Annotated in this window: 13 protein-coding genes and 1 tRNA gene; 3 read left to right on the forward strand and 11 right to left on the reverse strand. The window is 62.7% G+C overall.

Annotated features, from left to right (window positions below; all coding sequences use genetic code 11):
• Positions 1 to 4: 4 nt before the first annotated feature.
• From HB777_24590 to HB777_24615, 6 genes are all read right to left on the reverse strand, one after another.
• On the reverse strand, positions 5 to 1,378 hold the full coding sequence (locus HB777_24590) for an alpha-glucosidase/alpha-galactosidase (GenBank protein QND66773.1): 1,374 nt from the start codon (positions 1,376 to 1,378) through the stop codon (positions 5 to 7).
• Between the two features lie 19 nt (positions 1,379 to 1,397).
• Complete coding sequence (locus HB777_24595; protein ID QND66774.1) at positions 1,398 to 3,065, reverse strand: ABC transporter ATP-binding protein; 1,668 nt, start codon at positions 3,063 to 3,065, stop codon at positions 1,398 to 1,400.
• A gap of 10 nt (positions 3,066 to 3,075) precedes the next feature.
• Positions 3,076 to 4,215: an ABC transporter permease gene (locus HB777_24600; GenBank protein ID QND66775.1), complete on the reverse strand. Its 1,140-nt coding sequence runs from the start codon at positions 4,213 to 4,215 to the stop codon at positions 3,076 to 3,078.
• Positions 4,216 to 5,223 carry an ABC transporter permease gene (locus tag HB777_24605; protein ID QND66776.1) on the reverse strand — a complete coding sequence of 336 codons (1,008 nt, stop codon included), beginning with the start codon at positions 5,221 to 5,223 and terminating at the stop codon, positions 4,216 to 4,218.
• Positions 5,224 to 5,352: 129 nt separating this feature from the next.
• Positions 5,353 to 7,437 (reverse strand): ABC transporter substrate-binding protein, encoded by a 2,085-nt coding sequence (locus HB777_24610; protein QND66777.1) that lies wholly within the window; start codon positions 7,435 to 7,437, stop codon positions 5,353 to 5,355.
• 148 nt (positions 7,438 to 7,585) lie between these two features.
• Complete coding sequence (locus tag HB777_24615) at positions 7,586 to 9,052, reverse strand: alpha-glucosidase/alpha-galactosidase (protein QND66778.1); 1,467 nt, start codon at positions 9,050 to 9,052, stop codon at positions 7,586 to 7,588.
• 213 nt (positions 9,053 to 9,265) lie between these two features.
• Between HB777_24615 and HB777_24620 the strand changes: the two genes are divergently transcribed.
• Positions 9,266 to 10,174 (forward strand): AraC family transcriptional regulator, encoded by a 909-nt coding sequence (locus HB777_24620; GenBank protein QND66779.1) that lies wholly within the window; start codon positions 9,266 to 9,268, stop codon positions 10,172 to 10,174.
• 19 nt (positions 10,175 to 10,193) lie between these two features.
• Here HB777_24620 and HB777_24625 read toward each other — a convergent pair whose 3' ends face one another.
• The 5 genes from HB777_24625 to HB777_24645 all read right to left on the reverse strand — a co-directional run bounded on the left by HB777_24625 (position 10,194) and on the right by HB777_24645 (position 16,618).
• Positions 10,194 to 12,221 (reverse strand): Gfo/Idh/MocA family oxidoreductase, encoded by a 2,028-nt coding sequence (locus tag HB777_24625; protein QND66780.1) that lies wholly within the window; start codon positions 12,219 to 12,221, stop codon positions 10,194 to 10,196.
• A gap of 35 nt (positions 12,222 to 12,256) precedes the next feature.
• Positions 12,257 to 13,351 (reverse strand): sn-glycerol-3-phosphate ABC transporter ATP-binding protein UgpC, encoded by a 1,095-nt coding sequence (gene ugpC, locus HB777_24630; protein QND66781.1) that lies wholly within the window; start codon positions 13,349 to 13,351, stop codon positions 12,257 to 12,259.
• Positions 13,352 to 13,362: 11 nt separating this feature from the next.
• Complete coding sequence (locus HB777_24635) at positions 13,363 to 14,199, reverse strand: carbohydrate ABC transporter permease (protein QND66782.1); 837 nt, start codon at positions 14,197 to 14,199, stop codon at positions 13,363 to 13,365.
• Positions 14,196 to 15,056, reverse strand: a complete 861-nt coding sequence (locus HB777_24640; GenBank protein QND66783.1) for a sugar ABC transporter permease — start codon at positions 15,054 to 15,056, stop codon at positions 14,196 to 14,198. Before HB777_24640 ends, HB777_24635 begins: the two co-directional genes overlap by 4 nt.
• Before the next feature lie 290 nt (positions 15,057 to 15,346).
• On the reverse strand, positions 15,347 to 16,618 hold the full coding sequence (locus HB777_24645) for an extracellular solute-binding protein (protein QND66784.1): 1,272 nt from the start codon (positions 16,616 to 16,618) through the stop codon (positions 15,347 to 15,349).
• 106 nt (positions 16,619 to 16,724) lie between these two features.
• Between HB777_24645 and HB777_24650 the strand changes: the two genes are divergently transcribed.
• Both HB777_24650 and HB777_24655 read left to right on the forward strand, forming a co-directional pair.
• Positions 16,725 to 17,597: a helix-turn-helix domain-containing protein gene (locus tag HB777_24650; protein QND66785.1), complete on the forward strand. Its 873-nt coding sequence runs from the start codon at positions 16,725 to 16,727 to the stop codon at positions 17,595 to 17,597.
• Positions 17,598 to 17,924: 327 nt separating this feature from the next.
• Positions 17,925 to 18,000 (forward strand) — tRNA-Phe (locus HB777_24655).
• The last annotated feature ends 23 nt before the right edge of the window (positions 18,001 to 18,023 follow it).

Below are 18,023 nucleotides of genomic sequence, written 5' to 3' on the forward strand. Positions count from 1 at the left end.
CCGATCAGGCGGCGGCCTCGTTCTTGCGCTTCAAGCGCGCCCAGGCAGGCAGCCATTCACCATGAGCAGCCAAGAGATCATCGACCAGTGACCAGATCTGGTCGAGATCGAGCTCGGCCGCGGTGTGCGGATCCATCATCGCCGCATGGTAGATGTGCTCGCGGTTCTCGCTCATCAGCGCCCGCACCGTCAGTTCCTGCACGTTGATGTTGGTGCGGATCAGCGCGGTCAATTGCGGCGGCAGGTCGCCGACATAGGTCGGCTGGATGCCGGAGGCATCGACCAGGCACGGCACTTCGGCGGCGCAATCCCGGGGCAGCGAGGTGATGCAGCCATTGTTGCGGACGTTGCCGTAGATCACCGAGGGTTCGCCCGTCCAGACCGAATTCATGATCGATGAGGCGTACTCCTTCGACTCCTCGACCTCGATGCGCTGGGCCGAGCGGTAGGCCTGCGCCTGGTCTTTCCAGCGCTCGATCTGCTCGATGCAGCGCTTGGGATACTCATCCAGCGGGATGCCGTATTTCTCGATCAGGTCCGGGCGGCCTTCCTTGATGAAATAGGGCGTGTATTCAGCGAAATGTTCCGAGCTTTCGGTGACGAAATAGCCGAGCCTGGTCAGCATCTCGTAGCGCACCTTGTTGGGGCAGCGCGGGTTCCAGCCGGGCTTGGGCGCACGGCCTTCGCGATAGGCGCGCACGAGATCGGGATAGAGGTCGCGATAGGAGCCGTCCGGCTGGCGATGCTCGAAGTTGAGATAGAAGGCCATGTGGTTGATACCGGCCGAGCGATAGCGGATCTCTTCGTAAGGAAGGTCGAGGTCGTGGGCCAGTTCCATTGCCGTGCCCTGCACCGAATGGCAGAGGCCGACCTGCCTGATCTCGGGATATTTCTCTGATATCGCCCAGGTGTTGATCGCCATCGGGTTGACATATTGCAGCATGATCGCCTGCGGGCAGACGGCGAGCATGTCTTCGCAGATCTTCCACAGATGCGGCACGGTCCTCAAGCCACGCATAATGCCGCCGACGCCGAGCGTGTCGGCGATCGTCTGGCGCAGGCCGTATTTCTTCGGCACTTCGAAGTCGGTGACCGTGCAGGGCTCGTAGCCGCCGATCTGGAAGGCGACGACGACGAAATCTGCGCCCGCCAGCGCCTTGCGCTGGTCCGAATGGGTCTCGGCCTTCGCCTTGACGCCTAGCGTCGCGATCAGCTTGTTGACGACGATGGCGCTCTCTTCCAGCCGCTGCGGATTGATGTCCATCAGTGCGATCGTCGCGCCGGACAGCGACGGGCGTTGCAGCACGTCGCCGACAATGTTCTTCATGAACACCGTCGAGCCTGCGCCGATGAAAGTGATCTTGGGATTTCTTGCCATGCTAACCTCCGGCATATGTTCAGGCCACATCGAAAGCGGCCCTGACGAGCCGTTCGGTGTAGGCGGTCTTGGGATTGGACAGGACGTCGTCGACAGGGCCTTGCTCAACGATCTTGCCGTTCTGCATGACGACGACGCGGTGGCACAGCGCGCGCACCACCTTGAGGTCGTGCGAGATGAAGAGGTAGCTGAGGCCGCGCTCGTCCTGCAGCTTGCGCAGCAGGTCGATGATCTGCGCCTGGACGGAGAGGTCGAGCGCCGAAGTTGGCTCGTCGAGCAGGATGAACTCGGGTTCCAACGCGATGGCGCGGGCGATCGCGATGCGTTGGCGCTGGCCGCCGGAGAATTCGTGCGGAAACCGTGACAGTATATCGCCCGGCATGCCGGCGCTGACCAGCGCGTCGCGCACCCGTTCGACCCGCTCGCGCCGCGTCGCCCCTATGCTGTTGACGATCAGCCCTTCCTCTATGATCTGGCCGATCGTCATGCGCGGGTTGAGCGAGGAGAACGGATCCTGGAAGACGATCTGCATGCGCGAGCGCAACGGTCGCATCTCGGCCCGCGACAGGCCGTGGATCGGCTTGCCGTCGAAACGGATCTCGCCGCGCTTGGCGTCGATCAGCTTGAGCAGGGCCTGCCCGAAGGTGGTCTTGCCGGAGCCGGACTCGCCGACCAGCCCCAGCGTCTCATGGCGGCAGAGTTTCAGGCCAAGATCGTCGACGGCGACCAGTTCTCGCCAGTCCGGCCTCAGGAAGGTGCCGTGGCGCAGCATGAATGAGACGCGCACGCCGCTGGCTTCGAGAATGGTGCCGCAGCCCTCCGGCAGCGGTTTCGGCTGCCCGCTCGGCTCGGAAGCCAGCAGCCGCCTCGTATAGGGGTGCTGTGGGTTGGCGAACAGCCGTTCGGTGACGTTGTGCTCGCACATTTCGCCATGCTGCATGACATAGACGTAGTCGGAGAACTGGCGCACCACGGTCAGGTCGTGGGTGATCAGGATGACCGCCATGCGCAGCTCTTTCTGCAGGCTGCGGATCAGGTTCAGGATCTGCGCCTGGACGGTGACATCGAGCGCCGTGGTCGGCTCATCGGCGATCAGCACATCTGGATTGTTGGCCAGCGCCATGGCGATCATCACCCGCTGGCGTTGCCCGCCCGATAGCTGGTGCGGGTATTGCTTGAGCCGCGCGACGGGGTCGGGAATCTGCACGTGCTGCAGAAGTTCGAGCGCGCGCGCCCAGGCCTGCTTGCGGCTGACCTTACGATGCACCCGGATCGCCTCGACGATCTGGCTGCCGACCGTATAGATCGGATTGAGCGAGCTCATCGGCTCCTGGAAGATCATCGAGATGCGGTTGCCGCGCAGCTTGCGCCGGGCGCTCTCGGGAAATTTCAGGATGTTTTGCCCGTCATAGCAGACGCTCGATCCGGGCGACACCGTGGCGCGCCGCGACAGCAATCCCATGACGGTGCGCGCCGTCACCGACTTGCCAGAACCGGATTCGCCGACGATCGCGATCGTTTCGCCGCGATAGAGCTGGAACGAGATGTCCTTGACCGCTTCGACGACGCCATGCTCGACCTTGAAGGCCACGGCGACGTTGCGGGCGTCGATGATGGGCTGGTCCTGGCGTCCGTCATGGTCGTGACGGATGATCGGTGCGAAGGATTCGGCGAGCGCGACGGACATCTGTGCCACCTCAATAGGGATCGACGGCGTCGCGCAGGCCGTCGCCCAGCGCGTTGAAGGCAAAGACGGTGACGAGCACGAAACCGACCGGCGACAGGATCCAGGGATAGGTGCCGATGACGGAATAGGTCGCGGTGTCCTGCAGCATCAGGCCCCACGAGATCAGCGGCGGTTTGACGGCGAAGCCGAGAAAACCCAGGAAAGATTCGAGCAGCACCACGGTCGGGATCGCCAGCGTCACGGCAACGATCACATGGCTCATCACATTGGGGAAGATGTGCTGCATGATGATGCGCCGGTCGGTGGCGCCGACGGCCATAGCGGCGCGCACATACTCGATCCGCGCCAGCGCCAGCGTCTTGCCGCGCACCTCGCGCGACATCTGCGCCCAGCCCAATGCCGACATGACGATGATGACGAAGGCGAGGAAGACGTTGGTGGGAGCGGTGACCGGGATCAACGTCGTCAGCGCCAAATAGAGCGGCAGTTGCGGGAAGGCGAGCACCAGTTCGACGAAGCGCTGCATCCAGACATCGAACCTGCCGCCGAAATAGCCGGAGACCATGCCGACGGTGGTGCCGATGACGGTGATGATGAAGACGACCGTCAGCGCGATCATCAGCGAGACACGCGAGCCGTGGATGGCGCGCGACAGCACGTCGCGGCCGAACTTGTCGGTGCCGAGGAAATGCACCGGCTGGCCGTCCAGCGAGCCGAACAGATGCCGGTCCGCCGGCAACAACCCGAACAGCTTGTAGGGCGCGCCATGCACGAAGAAACCAAGCAGCCTTGGATTGTCGTAGTCGGGACCGACGACGGGCTGGAAGGTGACCGGATCGAGGTCCGCCGAATCGGCCAGCGCATAGACCCTCGGCCGCGCGACGAAACCGCCGTCCTTGTCATGGAAGCTTGGCAGCTGCGGCGGAGCGAAGCCGACATCCGTGACCTTCGGGTCCATTGGCGCCATGAACTCGGCGAACACGGCCATCACCAGCAGGAGCACGACCAGCCAAAGCCCGGCCATGCCGGTCCAGGAGCGCTTCAGGCGGCGCCAGACCAGCGCGACGTAGCTTTCATTGCCGCGCGCCGGTTTGGCTACGATGGGGCCTTCGGCCGGCAGCGGTGGAGGTGATGGATCGCGCGCCAACATCTAACCCTCTCCGAACTGGCGGACGCGCGGATCGAGCAGGACGAGCAGCATGTCGGCGATGATGTTGCCGACGATCAGCGTCGCCGACAGCACCATCATGAAGGTGGCGGTGACATAGACGTCGCCGACCGCCATGGAGCCGACGATTGCCGGGCCGACGGTCGGCAGCGCGAAGATGATCGCCGTCTCGATCTCGCCGGTCAGCATATAGGGCAGCACCACGCCCTGGTACATGACGAGCGGGTGCAGCGCGTTGGGCACGGCGTGACGCATGACGACGGCGGCGCCGGTCAGCCCCTTGGCCCTGGCCGTCTCGACATATTGCGCATTCAGCGTGTCGAGCAGGTTGCCGCGCATGACGCGCATATTGTAGGCGAGGCCGCCGAAGGTGGCGATCGCCACGACCGGCCAGACATGTTTGACCAGGTCGGCGAATTTGGCCCACGACCATGGCGCGCCGCCATATTGCGGCGAGAAGAAGCTGCCGATCTCCGATACGTTGAACTGGAAGACCATGAGATAGACGATGATCAGCGCCATCAGGAAGCGCGGCACCGTCATGCCGAGGAAGGAGATGGCCGACAGCGTCGAGTCGATCCAGGTGTATTGCCGTGTCGCCGCCCATATGCCGAATGTGATGCCGAGCACCGAGGCGAGCAGATGGCAGACCAGCGCCAGAATGAGCGTGCGCGGCAGGCGCTCGCCGACCACGTCGGCGACCGGCTTGTTGTAATAGAGGCTGTAGCCGAAATCGCCACGGGTGATGATGCCGCCGATCCAGTTGAGATACTGGACGGGCAGCGGCTTATCGAGGCCGTGCTCGATGCGATAGGCCTTGGCCTGCGCGTCGGCCTCGGCGAAAGAGGCTCCGCCCTGGTTGATCAGCTGCGAGCGGATGTAGTCGGCATAGTCGCCCGGCGGCGCCTGGATGATGGCAAAGGTGACCAGGCTCAGAATGGCGAGGACCGGTATTGCCGACGCTATGCGCGTGAGCAGGAATCGCAACATGGACGGTCCGTTTCCTTGTCTCGCCGATCGCGCCCTTTGGTTGCGTCCGGAGGTTGGTTTTGTCCGGCCGCGCCAACGGCGCGGCCGGAGTTCTCTTGGTCAGGGAGGTAAACCTAATTCATCGGACCCCTAATTCATCGGGCCTTTGTCTCCGGGTTTGCCGGGCAGCTCCTCAGGGAACAATTCGTATTTCGCCTGCTTGTCGGCCGCGACAAAGACCCGTTCGCGGATGATCGAATCCTCGGCCCAGTTGAACATGAAGATCGGCGTGCCCTGCGGAATGTTCGAGAAGCGCTTGTTGATGATCAGCGCGCCAGGATATTCTGTCAGGCCGACATTGTAGACGTGTTCCGTCGAGATCTTCTGGAACTGCTTCATCAGGCTCGCGCGCTGGTCATTGTCCTGTGTTGAGACGAATTTGTTGACGATGTCGACGAGGTCCTTCTCGAAAGGCATCAGGTCTACCTCGCCGCTTTCAGGCGCGCGGTGGTTCCAGCTGGTCTTCGGGCCAACGGGAGCGAGCTGCTCGGTGTTCTGCACCACCGATGTCAGCTCCTGGTCGTTGCGCCGGACCAGCCAGTCGAAGCGGCCGGAATATTGCGAGGCGTCGCGCTGGGTGCCGTTAAGCCCGTTGAGCACGACCCGAATTCCGAGCTTTTCCATCTGGGCGACGACGCCTTCGGCAAGGCTCTTGTCGGTTGTGTAGTCGTTGTTGACCAGCATCACGATCTCGACGTTCTTGCCGCCGGCGGTGCTGGCCGGGAAGTTCACGAAACCGTCGCCGTCCGTATCCTTGAGGCCGGCCTTGGCGAGCTCCGCTTTGGCGCCCTCGAGGTCGAAGGGGTAGTAGACGGTCGAATCGCGGTCATAGAAGCTGGTGCCTGACGACAGGCCGCCGGCATAGATGGCGGTGAACGGGCCCTTGACCAGCGAGTCGCCGAGCGCCTTGCGGTCGAGCGCCATGGTGACGGCCTTGCGGAAGTCCTCGTTGCGGTTCAGCTCGCGCACGGCTTGCCCGCGTTCGTCCGGGTTGCCCCAGCCATTGGCGGAAAAATTCATGCGCAGATTGTAGCCGATCAGCCGCGGGCCAAAGGCCAGGCGGGCGGGCGCATTTGCCTCCGCCGCACGCTTCAGCGAGGCGACGAAGTTTTCCGGCTGCTCGAGATTGGAGAAGTCGGCCGAGCCGGCAACCGCCTGGACGTCGCGGTCGGCCCAGGTCGACAGCTTGTATTGCAGCTCGTTGAGGTAAGGCAGCTGGTTGCCCTTCTCGTCGACCTTCCAATAGTAGGGGTTGCGGCGCATGACGATGATGTCGTCCGGCCGGTACTCGACCGGCACCCAGGCGCCCATCACCGGCATGTTCATGAATTCCGGCGGAAAGGCGTTCTTGAACTGGTCGTAGGTGTTCTTCGAATATTTCGGATGCTGCGGCTTCAATATGTGCGCGGGGCCGGGACAGAAGGTGCCATAGGCCATCGCGTAGAGATATTGTTTCGGAAACGCCTCCTTGAAGGTCCACTCGACGGTGTAGTCGTCGATCCTCTTCAGCGTCGTGCCGACACCGAAGGTTTCCTCTGTGGCGCCGTTCAGCGGCGAGACATTGGGATCAACGACCTCGTCGTCCCAGTAGAACATGACATCGTCGGCGTTGAAGGCAACGCCATCCGACCACTTCGCTCCTTCGACCAGGTGCATGGTCAGCTTGTGGCCATCGCTCGACCAGTCCCAGCTCCTGGCCAGGTTCGGCAGCGGTTCGGTGTCCTTCGCCTCGACCTGGAACAGCGGCGCGGTGCGCGTCAGGCATTCGGAAAGGCCGATGTCGATGCCGCCCCAGCCTTGCGTCTGGCCGGCGCCGTAGTTCCAGCCTTCCGGCCGGCCGCCGATGACATGGCGCATCGTATCGCCATAGACGCCGATGCCGTCCTGCATGTTGCCCGTCTTGAAGACCAGCGGCTCTTTCGGCAGCCTGTCTTTCACCGGCGGCAACTTGCCGGTCTTGACGTATTTCTCGGTGACCCAGTCGGGCTCGTGATATTGCGGGAGCGCCTTGAACTCCAGAATGGAGTCACGCGCGACATAGTTGATCTTGCCCTCGGCGGGGAATGGTGTCGGCGCCGGCGGAACCGTAGGCTCGGAAGCGTATGCACTGAGTGCCGAAACCGAGACGCTCAGCGCCAGTCCGGCAGCAAGGCCGATATTGCGTAAATTCCTCACTGTCTCTCTCCCTCTTGTTTGTTCCGGAGCGTTTGCACCTGCTCCGCTTCTCCTCGCACTCAAAACGGCTTCGTGGCAGTGGATCCGCCTCCCTTGGATCCACCATCACCGCATGAGGTTTCAGCCGGCCCGTTTCAGCCGGCCCGCTTCAGCCGGCTTGCTTCAGCGCGGCTTTTTCGGCACGCAGTTCCTCGATCGAGCGCACACTTCGCCGTGCGGCGCCCGCCCACTCGCGGGTCTTCACGTTGGATGTCGACAGCCGCTCCCTGGCGGCTGGAACCGCATGGGTATATTGCGGCAGCCAGGCCGCCTGGGCGACGACCATTTCATCGACCATCTGCCAGACCTCCTCCGGGGTCGAAACCGCGCCGACCAGCGGGTCATGCAGCACGGCGAGCTTCAGAAGATCGATGTCGCCCGATATCGCGGCATGCACCGACATGCGCTGGACGTTGATCGAGGCGATGCAGGTGGCGGCGCAGGCTTCCGGCAGCGTGATGCCGGCGGCCATGTTGATGCCGAAACGGTCGACGAAGCCGGGCGACTCGATGATGGCGTCCTGCGGCAGGTTGGTGATCACCCCATTGTTCCTGACGTTGAAATGGCCGCGATAGACGCGGTTGGTCTCCAGCGCTTCCAATATGTGGCTGGCATGCTCGTTGGAGCGCTTCCCGGTATCGATCGGCTGTGATGCCGCTTCGAGGAACTGCGGATATTCCGTCTCGAACCAGTTGCGGGTTTCGGTGGAGTAGCGGAGATAGCCGCCGGTCTCGCCATGGATCCAGTTGGACATATCGATCCAGCGCGTGATCTCGTCGGGACGCTTGCGGTACCAGGGCAGATACTCGGAAAGATGGCCGTTGCTTTCGGTCGAATAGACGCCGAAGCGCTTCAGGACATCGATGCGCAGCTTCTCCTGCTGCGAATAGACCGGGTGTGCCTCGAAGGCAGCGACCAGCTCGTCCTTGCCGATCTTGCGGCCATTGAGGCGCAGGTCGATGAACCAGGTCTGGTGGTTGATGCCGGAACAGACATAGTCGAGCTCCTGCCTGGACTTCGCGCCGAGCACCTCGGCGATCTGCTCGGCGCCGTGCTGGACGCCGTGGCAGAGCCCGACCGTGTCGACCTTGCCGTATTCGATCGCTGCCCAGGTGTTCATCGCCATCGGGTTGGCGTAGTTCAGGAATTTGACGTTGGTCTCGGCGACCTCGCGTATGTCCTTGCAGAAATCCAGGATCACCGGGATGTTGCGCTGGCCATAGAGAATGCCGCCGGCGCAGATGGTATCGCCGACGCATTGGTCGATGCCATATTTCAGGGGAATGCGGATATCGTCGGCATAGGCTTCGAGACCGCCGACCCGCACGCAGCTGATGACGTAGCGTGCGCCTTCGAGCGCCTTGCGGCGGTCGGTCGTCGCCGTCACCTTGGTCGGCAATCTGTTCGCCTCGACGATCCTGTCGAGGATCGCCTTGATCATCTGAAGGTTGTGCTCGCTGACGTCGGTCAGCGCGAATTCGATGTCCTTGAATTCGGGTACGCACAGGATGTCGGTGAACAATTTCTTGGTGAAGCCGACGCTGCCGGCACCGATGATAGCGATTTTGAAACTCATCAGCCGCACCTCATTCCGTTCACATGGCAGACAAGGAATGACAATGGGAAGCTGTAGCCACATGCCGCGGCATGTATGCGGGACAAGCCGGAATCCGGCTCGCCAACCTCCCTGTCCGCTCCTCGACTGCGGATCTCTCTCGCTTTTCGACGGGGATTATGCGCTTATTCGCGAGCGCGACCAGAGAAGGATTATGCTTTCAAGGGTAATTTTGTGCTGCAAGATTTGATCGCCAACGGACAGTCCATGCGCACGATCTCGCTGCCGCGCGGCCGCCAGCGCCTGCACGCCATGCCGACGAGCACGGGCTATGAGGTGCGCGAGGACGAGATCTACGATTGGGATGGGCGCAGGCGCGGCCAGACACCGTTCACCGTGCTTCAGCACACGATCAGCGGAACAGGCCGGCTGCGCTACGAGAACCGCAACTACCGCCTGCAGAAGAACGACACCTTGCTGGTGCTGGTGCCGCACAACCACCGCTACTGGCTGGCCGGGGACGAGCGCTGGGAATATTTCTGGATTTCGATGAACGGCGAGGAGGCGCTGCGCATCCACAAGTCGATCCTCAGCGTCTCCGGTCCGGTATTTCGGCTGCAGCCGGCGACGATCGATCATCTTGCCGATTGCAGCCTGCGTCTGATCAAAGGGGCCGCTTCGCCGGGGGCCGCGTCCGCCGTCGCCTACGAGGCGGCGATGGCGCTCTATGACGATGTCTTCGGCTCACACGCCTTCGCCGAAAAACTGAGCGCCATGCAGCCGGTCATCGATCACATCAACGCCAATCTCGACAGGCCGCTGCCGGTGGCGGACCTGGTCCAGATCAGTGGCCTCAGCCGGGCCCATTTCTCACGCTGCTTTGCCGAAAGCGAAGGCCTGCCACCCGCCGAGTTCGTGCTGCAGCAGCGCCTGCAACGCGCGGCGAAGCTGCTGACAAAGGCGGATTTCCTGCCGGTGAAGGAAGTCGCCATCCTGTGCGGCTTCGAGGACGCCAACTATTTTTCGAAGGTCTTCCGCCGCGGCTACGGCATCACGCCGAGTCAATTCCGCACGACCGGCATGTACGCCAATTTGAGAACCCCGGCCAGGCGCGGCGTCAGGGCGCTTGATGACGAGACCTGACGCCGCTACGAGCAACTGACTAGGCAGCGCGCAGATTGCCGCCATCCAGCCATTCGAGATCGGGTTGCGACAGCGTGATGTCGAGAGCGCGCAGGCTGTCGTCCAACTCATCCAGCGTGCGCGGCCCGATCAGCGGGATGGAGGGGAAGGGTTGGGCGAGCACATAGGCCAGCGCGACATGGATCGGGCTCTTGCCCAGTCTCTCGGCAAGTTCGATCGCCCGGTCGCGACGGCCGAAATTCCGCTCCGAGTACCACACCCGCACCAGTTCCTCGTTGTCGCGCTTGTCGCGCCCGGCGCGATCGGTGAAGAAGCCACGCCCCTGGCTCGACCAGGCGAAATTCGGCATCTGCCTAGATGTCAGCCAGGCCTTCCACGCATCCGTGGAGGACGTAATGCAGCCAGCCCAGATCGGCTCCAGCATTTCGGCCAGCGAGAAATTGTTGGACAGCGCGCCGGGCCTCTGCTTGCCGGTGCGTTCGGCATAGGCAATCGCCTGATCCATGCGTTCCATCGTCCAGTTCGAGCCGCCGAAGGGCCCGCGGATGCGGCCGGCCTTCACCTCGCGATCCATCGCATCGACGAATTCGCCGACCGGCACATCCGGATTGTCGCGGTGCATGAAATAGACATCGACATGATCGGTCTGCAGCCGGTCAAGCGACTGGTCGAGCTGCTTGCCGATCACATCGGGATAGCAAAGCGGCGAATGCGCACCCTTGGCGATGACCACCGATTGCGCGCGCACGCCGCGGTTTTTCAACCACTCGCCAAGCAGCTTCTCGGTATAGCCGGCGCCGTAGACATAGCCGGTGTCGAAGAGATTGCCGCCGGCCTCGAAAAAGGCATCGAGCAGGATCGAACCTGAGGAGAAGGTGCGGAAATCCTCGAAGCCGAGTGCCACCACCGATGCCGGCTTCGACAGGCCAGGGATCGTGCGCTTGGCGATCGCCTCGCCGTTGGATCGCAAAGGCCAGCCGGAGATGGTGTTGACGCGTTGTTGGGCCTTCTCGATCCCGTATTCGAGGCCCGCTGCCGCCCGCCATCTGTCCAACACGCGTAAGGTGCCGAGGCTCTCCGCCCAGGCCATGCCCGGCCAGGCGAATTCCTGCCGCCCGGCGCGGATGGCCTCACCGGCGGCGTCGACCTCGAAGGAATAAAGATGGCGCTTCTCGTCGACGCTGATGGTCTCGCGCGCGCCATCGGATGCAATGATTTCGATCTGGCCGAGGCCAACGTCGCGGTTGCCGCCGGCGAACCAGAAGTCCGGCACTTCGATGCGGCCCTTGGTGCCCAGGATGCGCAAGACATTGTCCTGGTTGAGCGAGATGCTGCAGGAGACTTCGGCGACAATGCCACCTGGGAAATGCAGCAGCGCGGAGGCCCATTCGTCGACGCCGGACTGGCCAAGATGGGCGGTGCCGACCACCTTGTCCGGCTCAGCGAAAGGCTTTCCGACCGCCGCGCCGGCAATCAGCCGCACCATCGAGACGGGATAGCCGCCGACGTCAAGAATGCCGCCGCCGGCGAGATCATTGGCATAGAGACGGTGCTCCGGCATGAAGCCCGGCATGGCGAAACCGAAGCTCGACTTGATCATCCTGATCTCGCCAATGACACCCGACCTGATCAGTTCGACCAGCTTCAGCGTCTGCGGATGCAGCCGGTACATGAAGGCTTCGCCGAGGAAAGTGCCGGCCTTGCGCGCGGCATGCATCATGGCGTCGGCCTCGAAAGCCGTCAGAGCGATCGGCTTTTCGCACAGAACGTGCTTTCCGGCCTCGGCCGCCTTGATCGCCCACTGCGCATGACCGGGGTGCGGTATCGAAATATAGACGGCATCGATGTCTGGATCGGCGAGCAATGCGTCGTAGCCGTCGAGAATGCGGGCACCGGGAAAACTCTCGGCGAGGCCCGGCTTGGCGGGATTGCGTGCGCCGATGGCGACCAGCTTTCCGGTGCGCGAACCGGCCACGCCGCCGGCAAAGGACTGGGCGATGCTGCCTGGGCCGAGAATGCCCCAGCGAATGGGCGTGGTTGCGTTCATTGTCATTCTCCTTGAAGGCTGGAAAGGGCCGGCGGTCAGCGCAGCCGCAGTCCTTTTTCGTCGAACAGGTAGGATTTGCGGATGGAGACGGTGATCTCGGGTGTGTCAGGGACCTTTGCCGCATCGCGCTGGATTACCACGTCGTCACCATTGGCCGTTCTTGCATAGAGGAAACTCGTGCCGCCCAGATGCTCGACCACGTCGATGGCAACCACAAGGTCGGTGTCGCCCTCTCCGGCATTGCCGAAATGTTCGGGCCGCACGCCGACGATGACCTTGCTGCCGATTTCTGGGCCGCCTGTTTCGGGTGCAGCGCCCGTCAGCGGTTGTATGATGCGGGTCTTCTCCTGACCCGCCAGCTCGACCACGACACCACGCGCATCGTGCCCGACAATGCGGCCGTTGATGAAGTTCATCTTCGGCGATCCGACAAAGCCCGCCACGAACTGATTGTCGGGATTGTCGTAGAGATCGAGCGGCCGGCCGATCTGCTCGACATGGCCGGCGCGCAGCACGACGATCCTGTCGGCGAGTGTCATCGCCTCGGTCTGGTCATGCGTGACATAGATCATGGTGGCGCCGAGTTCCTTGTGCAGTCGGGAGATCTCGACCCGCATCTGGACGCGCAATTCCGCGTCGAGATTGGAGAGCGGCTCGTCGAACAGGAACACCTGCGGTTCGCGCACGATGGCGCGGCCGATGGCGACGCGCTGGCGCTGGCCGCCGGAGAGTTTTTTCGGGCGCCTGTCCATCAATTCGCTGATGCGCAGGATCTCGGACGCCCGCTTCACCCGCCGGTCGGTGTCGGCCTTGGGATTGCCGGTCATCCTCAACCCGAAGCTCAGATTCTGCTCGACGTTCATGTGCGGATAGAGTGCGTAGGACTGGAACACCATGGCGATGCCGCGGTCGGCCGGCTCGACATCGTTCACCACCTTGCCGCCGATGGCGATCTCGCCGCCGCTGATGTCCTCGAGCCCGGCGATCATCCTGAGCAGCGTCGATTTTCCGCAGCCGGAAGGGCCGACGAAGACGACGAATTCGCCGTCCTTGATGTCGATGCTGGCGCCATGGACGACCTCGAAGACGCCGAAGCGCTTGATGACATTGTTGAGCGTGACGGTTGCCATTTAGATCCTGTTTACTTGACCGCGCCGGCGGCGATGCCGGCGATGAAATGGCGCTGCAGCAGCACGAAGACGACGAGCATCGGCACGGTCAGCATCACCGCGCCCGCCATGATGCCGCCCCACGACACTTTGGTAAGGCCGATCAGCGTGCCGAGCGCCACGGGTGCTGTCATCGAACCGGGCTGGCTGTTGATCAAAAGCGGCCACAGATAATTGTTCCAGGAGGCGAGGAACAGGATGATGGCAAGTGCGGCCAGCATCGGCCGCGCCAAGGGCAGCGCGACGAAGAGGAAGATGCGCCATTCCTTGACGCCTTCGACGCGCGCCGCATCGAAGAGGTCGTCCGGCATCATCGAAAAACTCTGCCGCATGAACAGCACACCGAGCGAATTGAACAGCGGCGGCACGATCAGCGCCACCCAGGTGTTGGCGAGCTTGAAGTCGCGCGCCACCATGATGAATTGCGGGATCAGCACGACCGCATAGGGAAGCGTGATGGTGCCGAGGATGATGGCGACAACCACGCCCTTGCCGAAGAACTGGTAACGGGCCAGCGCCCAGCCGGCCATCGACGTCAGCAGCACCGACAGGAATGTGTAGGTCACCGCCACCGAGACCGAAATACCGATGGCGCCGACGAAGTTGGTGTCACGCTGCAGATTGTTGAAATTGTCGATGAAATTGCCGTGCGGCAAAAGCTCGATGCCGGGGCTGAAGATGCCGTTGTCCGGCATGGTCGAGAACACCACCATCATCCACAGCGGAAACAACCAGATCAGCGCCAGCGGCGTCAGGAACAGATGCAGCGCGATGCTGCGTCCCAGTCTGGCGGAGGAGCGCGAACTCATTTCGGTTCCCTCGTCAGCCACAGCTGCGCCAGCGTGATGGCGATCGCCAGCCCGGCCATGGTGTAGGCAACGGCCGAGGCATAGCCGAAATTGAGCGACCGAAAACCCTGGCGGTAAAGCAGCAGGCCAAGCGTCTCCGTGCCGCCGCCCGGCCCGCCGCGCTCGGTGATCAGGAACGGCTCGGTGAACAGCTGCATGGTGCCGATGATCGACAGCACGAGGCAGAACACGATGACCGGCTTCAAGAGCGGCAGGGTGATATAGAAGAACTGCTTGAGCTTGCTGACGCGGTCGAGCGTCGCCGCCTCGTAAACATCTTCGGGAATGGACTGCATGCCGGCGAGCAGGATGATGGCGTTGTAACCGGCCCAGCGCCAGGTCACCGCGATCATGATCAGCGCCATCGCCGGCGTGACATTGGAGAACCAGTCGATCTTGGGCAGGCCGACGCTGTTCAAGAGCTTGTTGATGATGCCGAAATCGAGGTTGAACATCAGCCGGAACACCGCCGAATAGGCGACCTCGCCGACCACCACCGGGGCGAAGAAGGCAAAGCGGTAGAGGCCGCGCGCCTTCAAGAGCGGCGAGTTCAAAAGCACCGCCATGACGAGCGCCAGCGAGATCATCACCGGCACCTGGATGACCAGGATGAGCAGCGTGTTCTTCAGCGCGTTGAAAAAGGCCGGATCGCCGATCAACCGGCCCCAGTTGAAGCCTGGCGCGAACCGCCACGGCACGGTGCGCGTCGCCTGGAAGGAGATCATGAAGGAGCTGATGATCGGCCACACCCAGAAGATTGCGAAGATCAGCAGATAGGGCGTGAGGAAGCGATAGGCCGTGGCGTTGCGGTTGCGCATTTTTTTGCCTCCTTCCCTTTTGCTTTCCGCCCGTTCGGGTGGCGTGTTGGTATTCAATCTTCGAGGTCCGCGCCGCCCCTCACCTGCCTGCCGGCATCCTCTCCCCGTATAGTGACGGGGAGAGGGGCGCTGTCATCAATGGTTTCGTCAATCACCGGCGTTGCAGGAAAGGGCACCGGCGCTGCGGCAATCTCCCTTCTCCCCGTCACTATACGGGGAGAAGGTCCCGGCAGGGGGATGAGGGGCAGCGCCAACGTTCCCGCCGGACGCATCACTCGGCCCGCCGGAGGTCACGATTTGACGGGCAATCCGGTCGCCGCCGCGATCTGGCTTGCGGCATCGTCGAGCGCCGCCTTGGCGTCGGGGTAGCCGCCGCCCAGATATTTGGTCTGCACGGCGCGGACGATGATTTCGGCATCGCTCTGGAACGGCGTGCCGCGGCTCGGAACAACCTTGGGCAAGGTGCCGAGGATGTCCTTCCACACCGCCTGGCCACCCCAATAAGGCAGGCCTTGCGAGACATAGGGGTCATTGAGCGCCGACACCAGCGATGGCACCAGGCCGAACTCCTTCAGCATCGTGATCTGGCCTTCATTGGTTCCGAGCGTATACTTCAGATAGGCGTAGGCGGCCTCCTTGTTCTTGGACGCCGATGTGATGGCCAGCGAGGACCCGCCGAGATTGGCGGCGCGCGGCCCGTCGGCCGTGAGGCTCGGCATCAGATAGACGCCCCATTTGCCGTTTTCACCGGCCGATTCCGTGCGGATAGTGCCTTCATACCAGCCGCCATAGATCTGTGTGGCGACCGTGCCGGCGGTGTTGTTGGTGATCTTGGTGCCCCAGTCGGCGGACGAGATGATGCCGGCGTCCTTCATCTCCTTGACCTTGGTCATGGCATCGACGCATTTTGGCTGGTTGACCGTGATCGACTGGCCGTCGGCGGAGAAATAGGCGCAGCCCTGTTCGTTGGAGATCATGCGGAAGAATTCGCTATCGCCATTGAAATCGGCGTTGGTCATGGTGACGCCCGGATTGGCGGCCTGGATTTTCTTGCCGGCGGCGATGAAATCGTCCCAGGTCTTGATCAACGCCGGGTCGACGCCGGCCTTCTCGTAGAAGTCGCGGCGATAGAAGGCGGCGACCGGACCCGAATCCCACGGCATCGCGTAGGCCTTGTCACCGACTTCGAGCTCGGTGCGCTTGAAATCGGGGAATTTCGCCTGGTCCTCGGCGCTGTAGCCCAGCGTATGCAGGTCGACGAAGCAGTCGGGGAACTGACTCCAATAATTCTCGGCCTCGCCGTTTTCGACCGAGACGATGTCGGGCAGGCCGACGCCGCCGGCGGCACAGCCGGCGATCGACTTGTCGTAGGTCGGCTGGTTGCCGAGATCCTGGACCGTGACCTTGACGTCGGGAAATTGCTTGTTGAAGCCGGCAACGGTCGCCTTCAGCGATGAAGCTGCGATATTCCAGCTCCAGATGGTGATTTCGCCGGATTGCGCAAAGGCCGGGGCTGAGCCCAGGGCAAGCGCGAGCGCGGCGCAGGTCAATGTGATGCGCATAGAAATCCTCCCATTTCATTTGCTCTCTCACTGTGAGCGTGGCTAGACTATGCAGTGGGCAGGGCCTGTCGCCGTCAAAGGGAATATGAAATTGGCGGAAAGTAAGATGCCGGATCGGCCGTTCTACCAGCCTGGCGCCAGCAGCGTGGAAGGCCTGCCGCTGGCCTTGCAGATGTTTCACAACCATCCGCTGGTGATGCTCAAGCCGCATTGGCATGCCCAGGTCGAGGTCAATTTCATCGTGCGCGGCAGCGTGCACTACCGCATGAACGAACATGAGATCGCACTGTCGGCGGGCGAGATGTGCCTGTTCTGGGGCGGCCTGCCGCACCAGATGGACGATCTGTCCGACGACGCCATCTATGCCGGCGCGCATCTGCCGCTGGTGCATTTCTTCCGCTTGCATTTGCCGACGGATGTCCGCCATCGGCTGATGACCGGCGCCACGCTGGTGACCGGCGCCACCGACCCGGCCGACCACCACAATTTCGAGCGCTGGAACCGCTACTTCCGCTCGAAAGATCCGGCCATGACCGAGCATGCCGTGAACGAGTTGCTCCTGCGGCTGGAGCGGGTACGGTTCGAGCCCTACCGGCTGGTGCCCGGAACCGCGACCGGGCAGGAAACGGGCAGCCCGTTCGACCAGCAATCGTCGCGCAATGTCGGGCGCATGTGCGATTTCATCGCCGAGAACTTCCTCTACGACATCGATTGCGTGAACATCGCGGCCGCCGCCGACATCCATCCCAAATACGCCATGAGCCTGTTCAAGAAATCGACCGGCATGACGCTCAACGAATATGTCAACCTGCTGCGGCTGAGCTACGCCCAGGCGCTGTTGATGCATCAGGACGCCAATGTGCTGCGCGTCGCCATGGATTCGGGCTTCGGCTCGCTCAGCGCCTTCAACAAGTCTTTCCGCAAGCTGGCCGGCATGTCGCCCTCCGATTTTCGCAGGGGCGTGACCGGCGCCAGATAGGCAGCGGCGACCAGCCGGGCCCGTCCAGGGCCAGTGAATGCGCTGCCGGACCTCGATCGTCGGCTAAAGGACGGGTCCTGTCGTTACGGCCCGCGATCGCGACACGAACAAGGACGGGGCAACCGAAATGGCACCGCACCGCCCGCCACTCCGGCTGCCGTCGCGGCATCGGAACCAGGCCGTTGCACGGCATCGCTTTTCCTGTCTGAAATCGCCACCTAGGCGCTGGACAGGCCGAATTCCCGTGCTATAACCCACGCGCTTTCAAGGGGCGCCCCACGGCGCCTCGATGAAATCCGGTCTGCGAGTTTTCGTTTGCCGGAACAGGCCCAGATAGCTCAGTTGGTAGAGCAGCGGACTGAAAATCCGCGTGTCGGTGGTTCGAATCCGCCTCTGGGCACCATTTCCCGATTAATTTCATCGCCT

The sequence above is a fragment of the Mesorhizobium loti genome, from assembly GCA_014189435.1.
Taxonomy (GTDB): Bacteria; Pseudomonadota; Alphaproteobacteria; order Rhizobiales; family Rhizobiaceae; genus Mesorhizobium; species Mesorhizobium loti_G.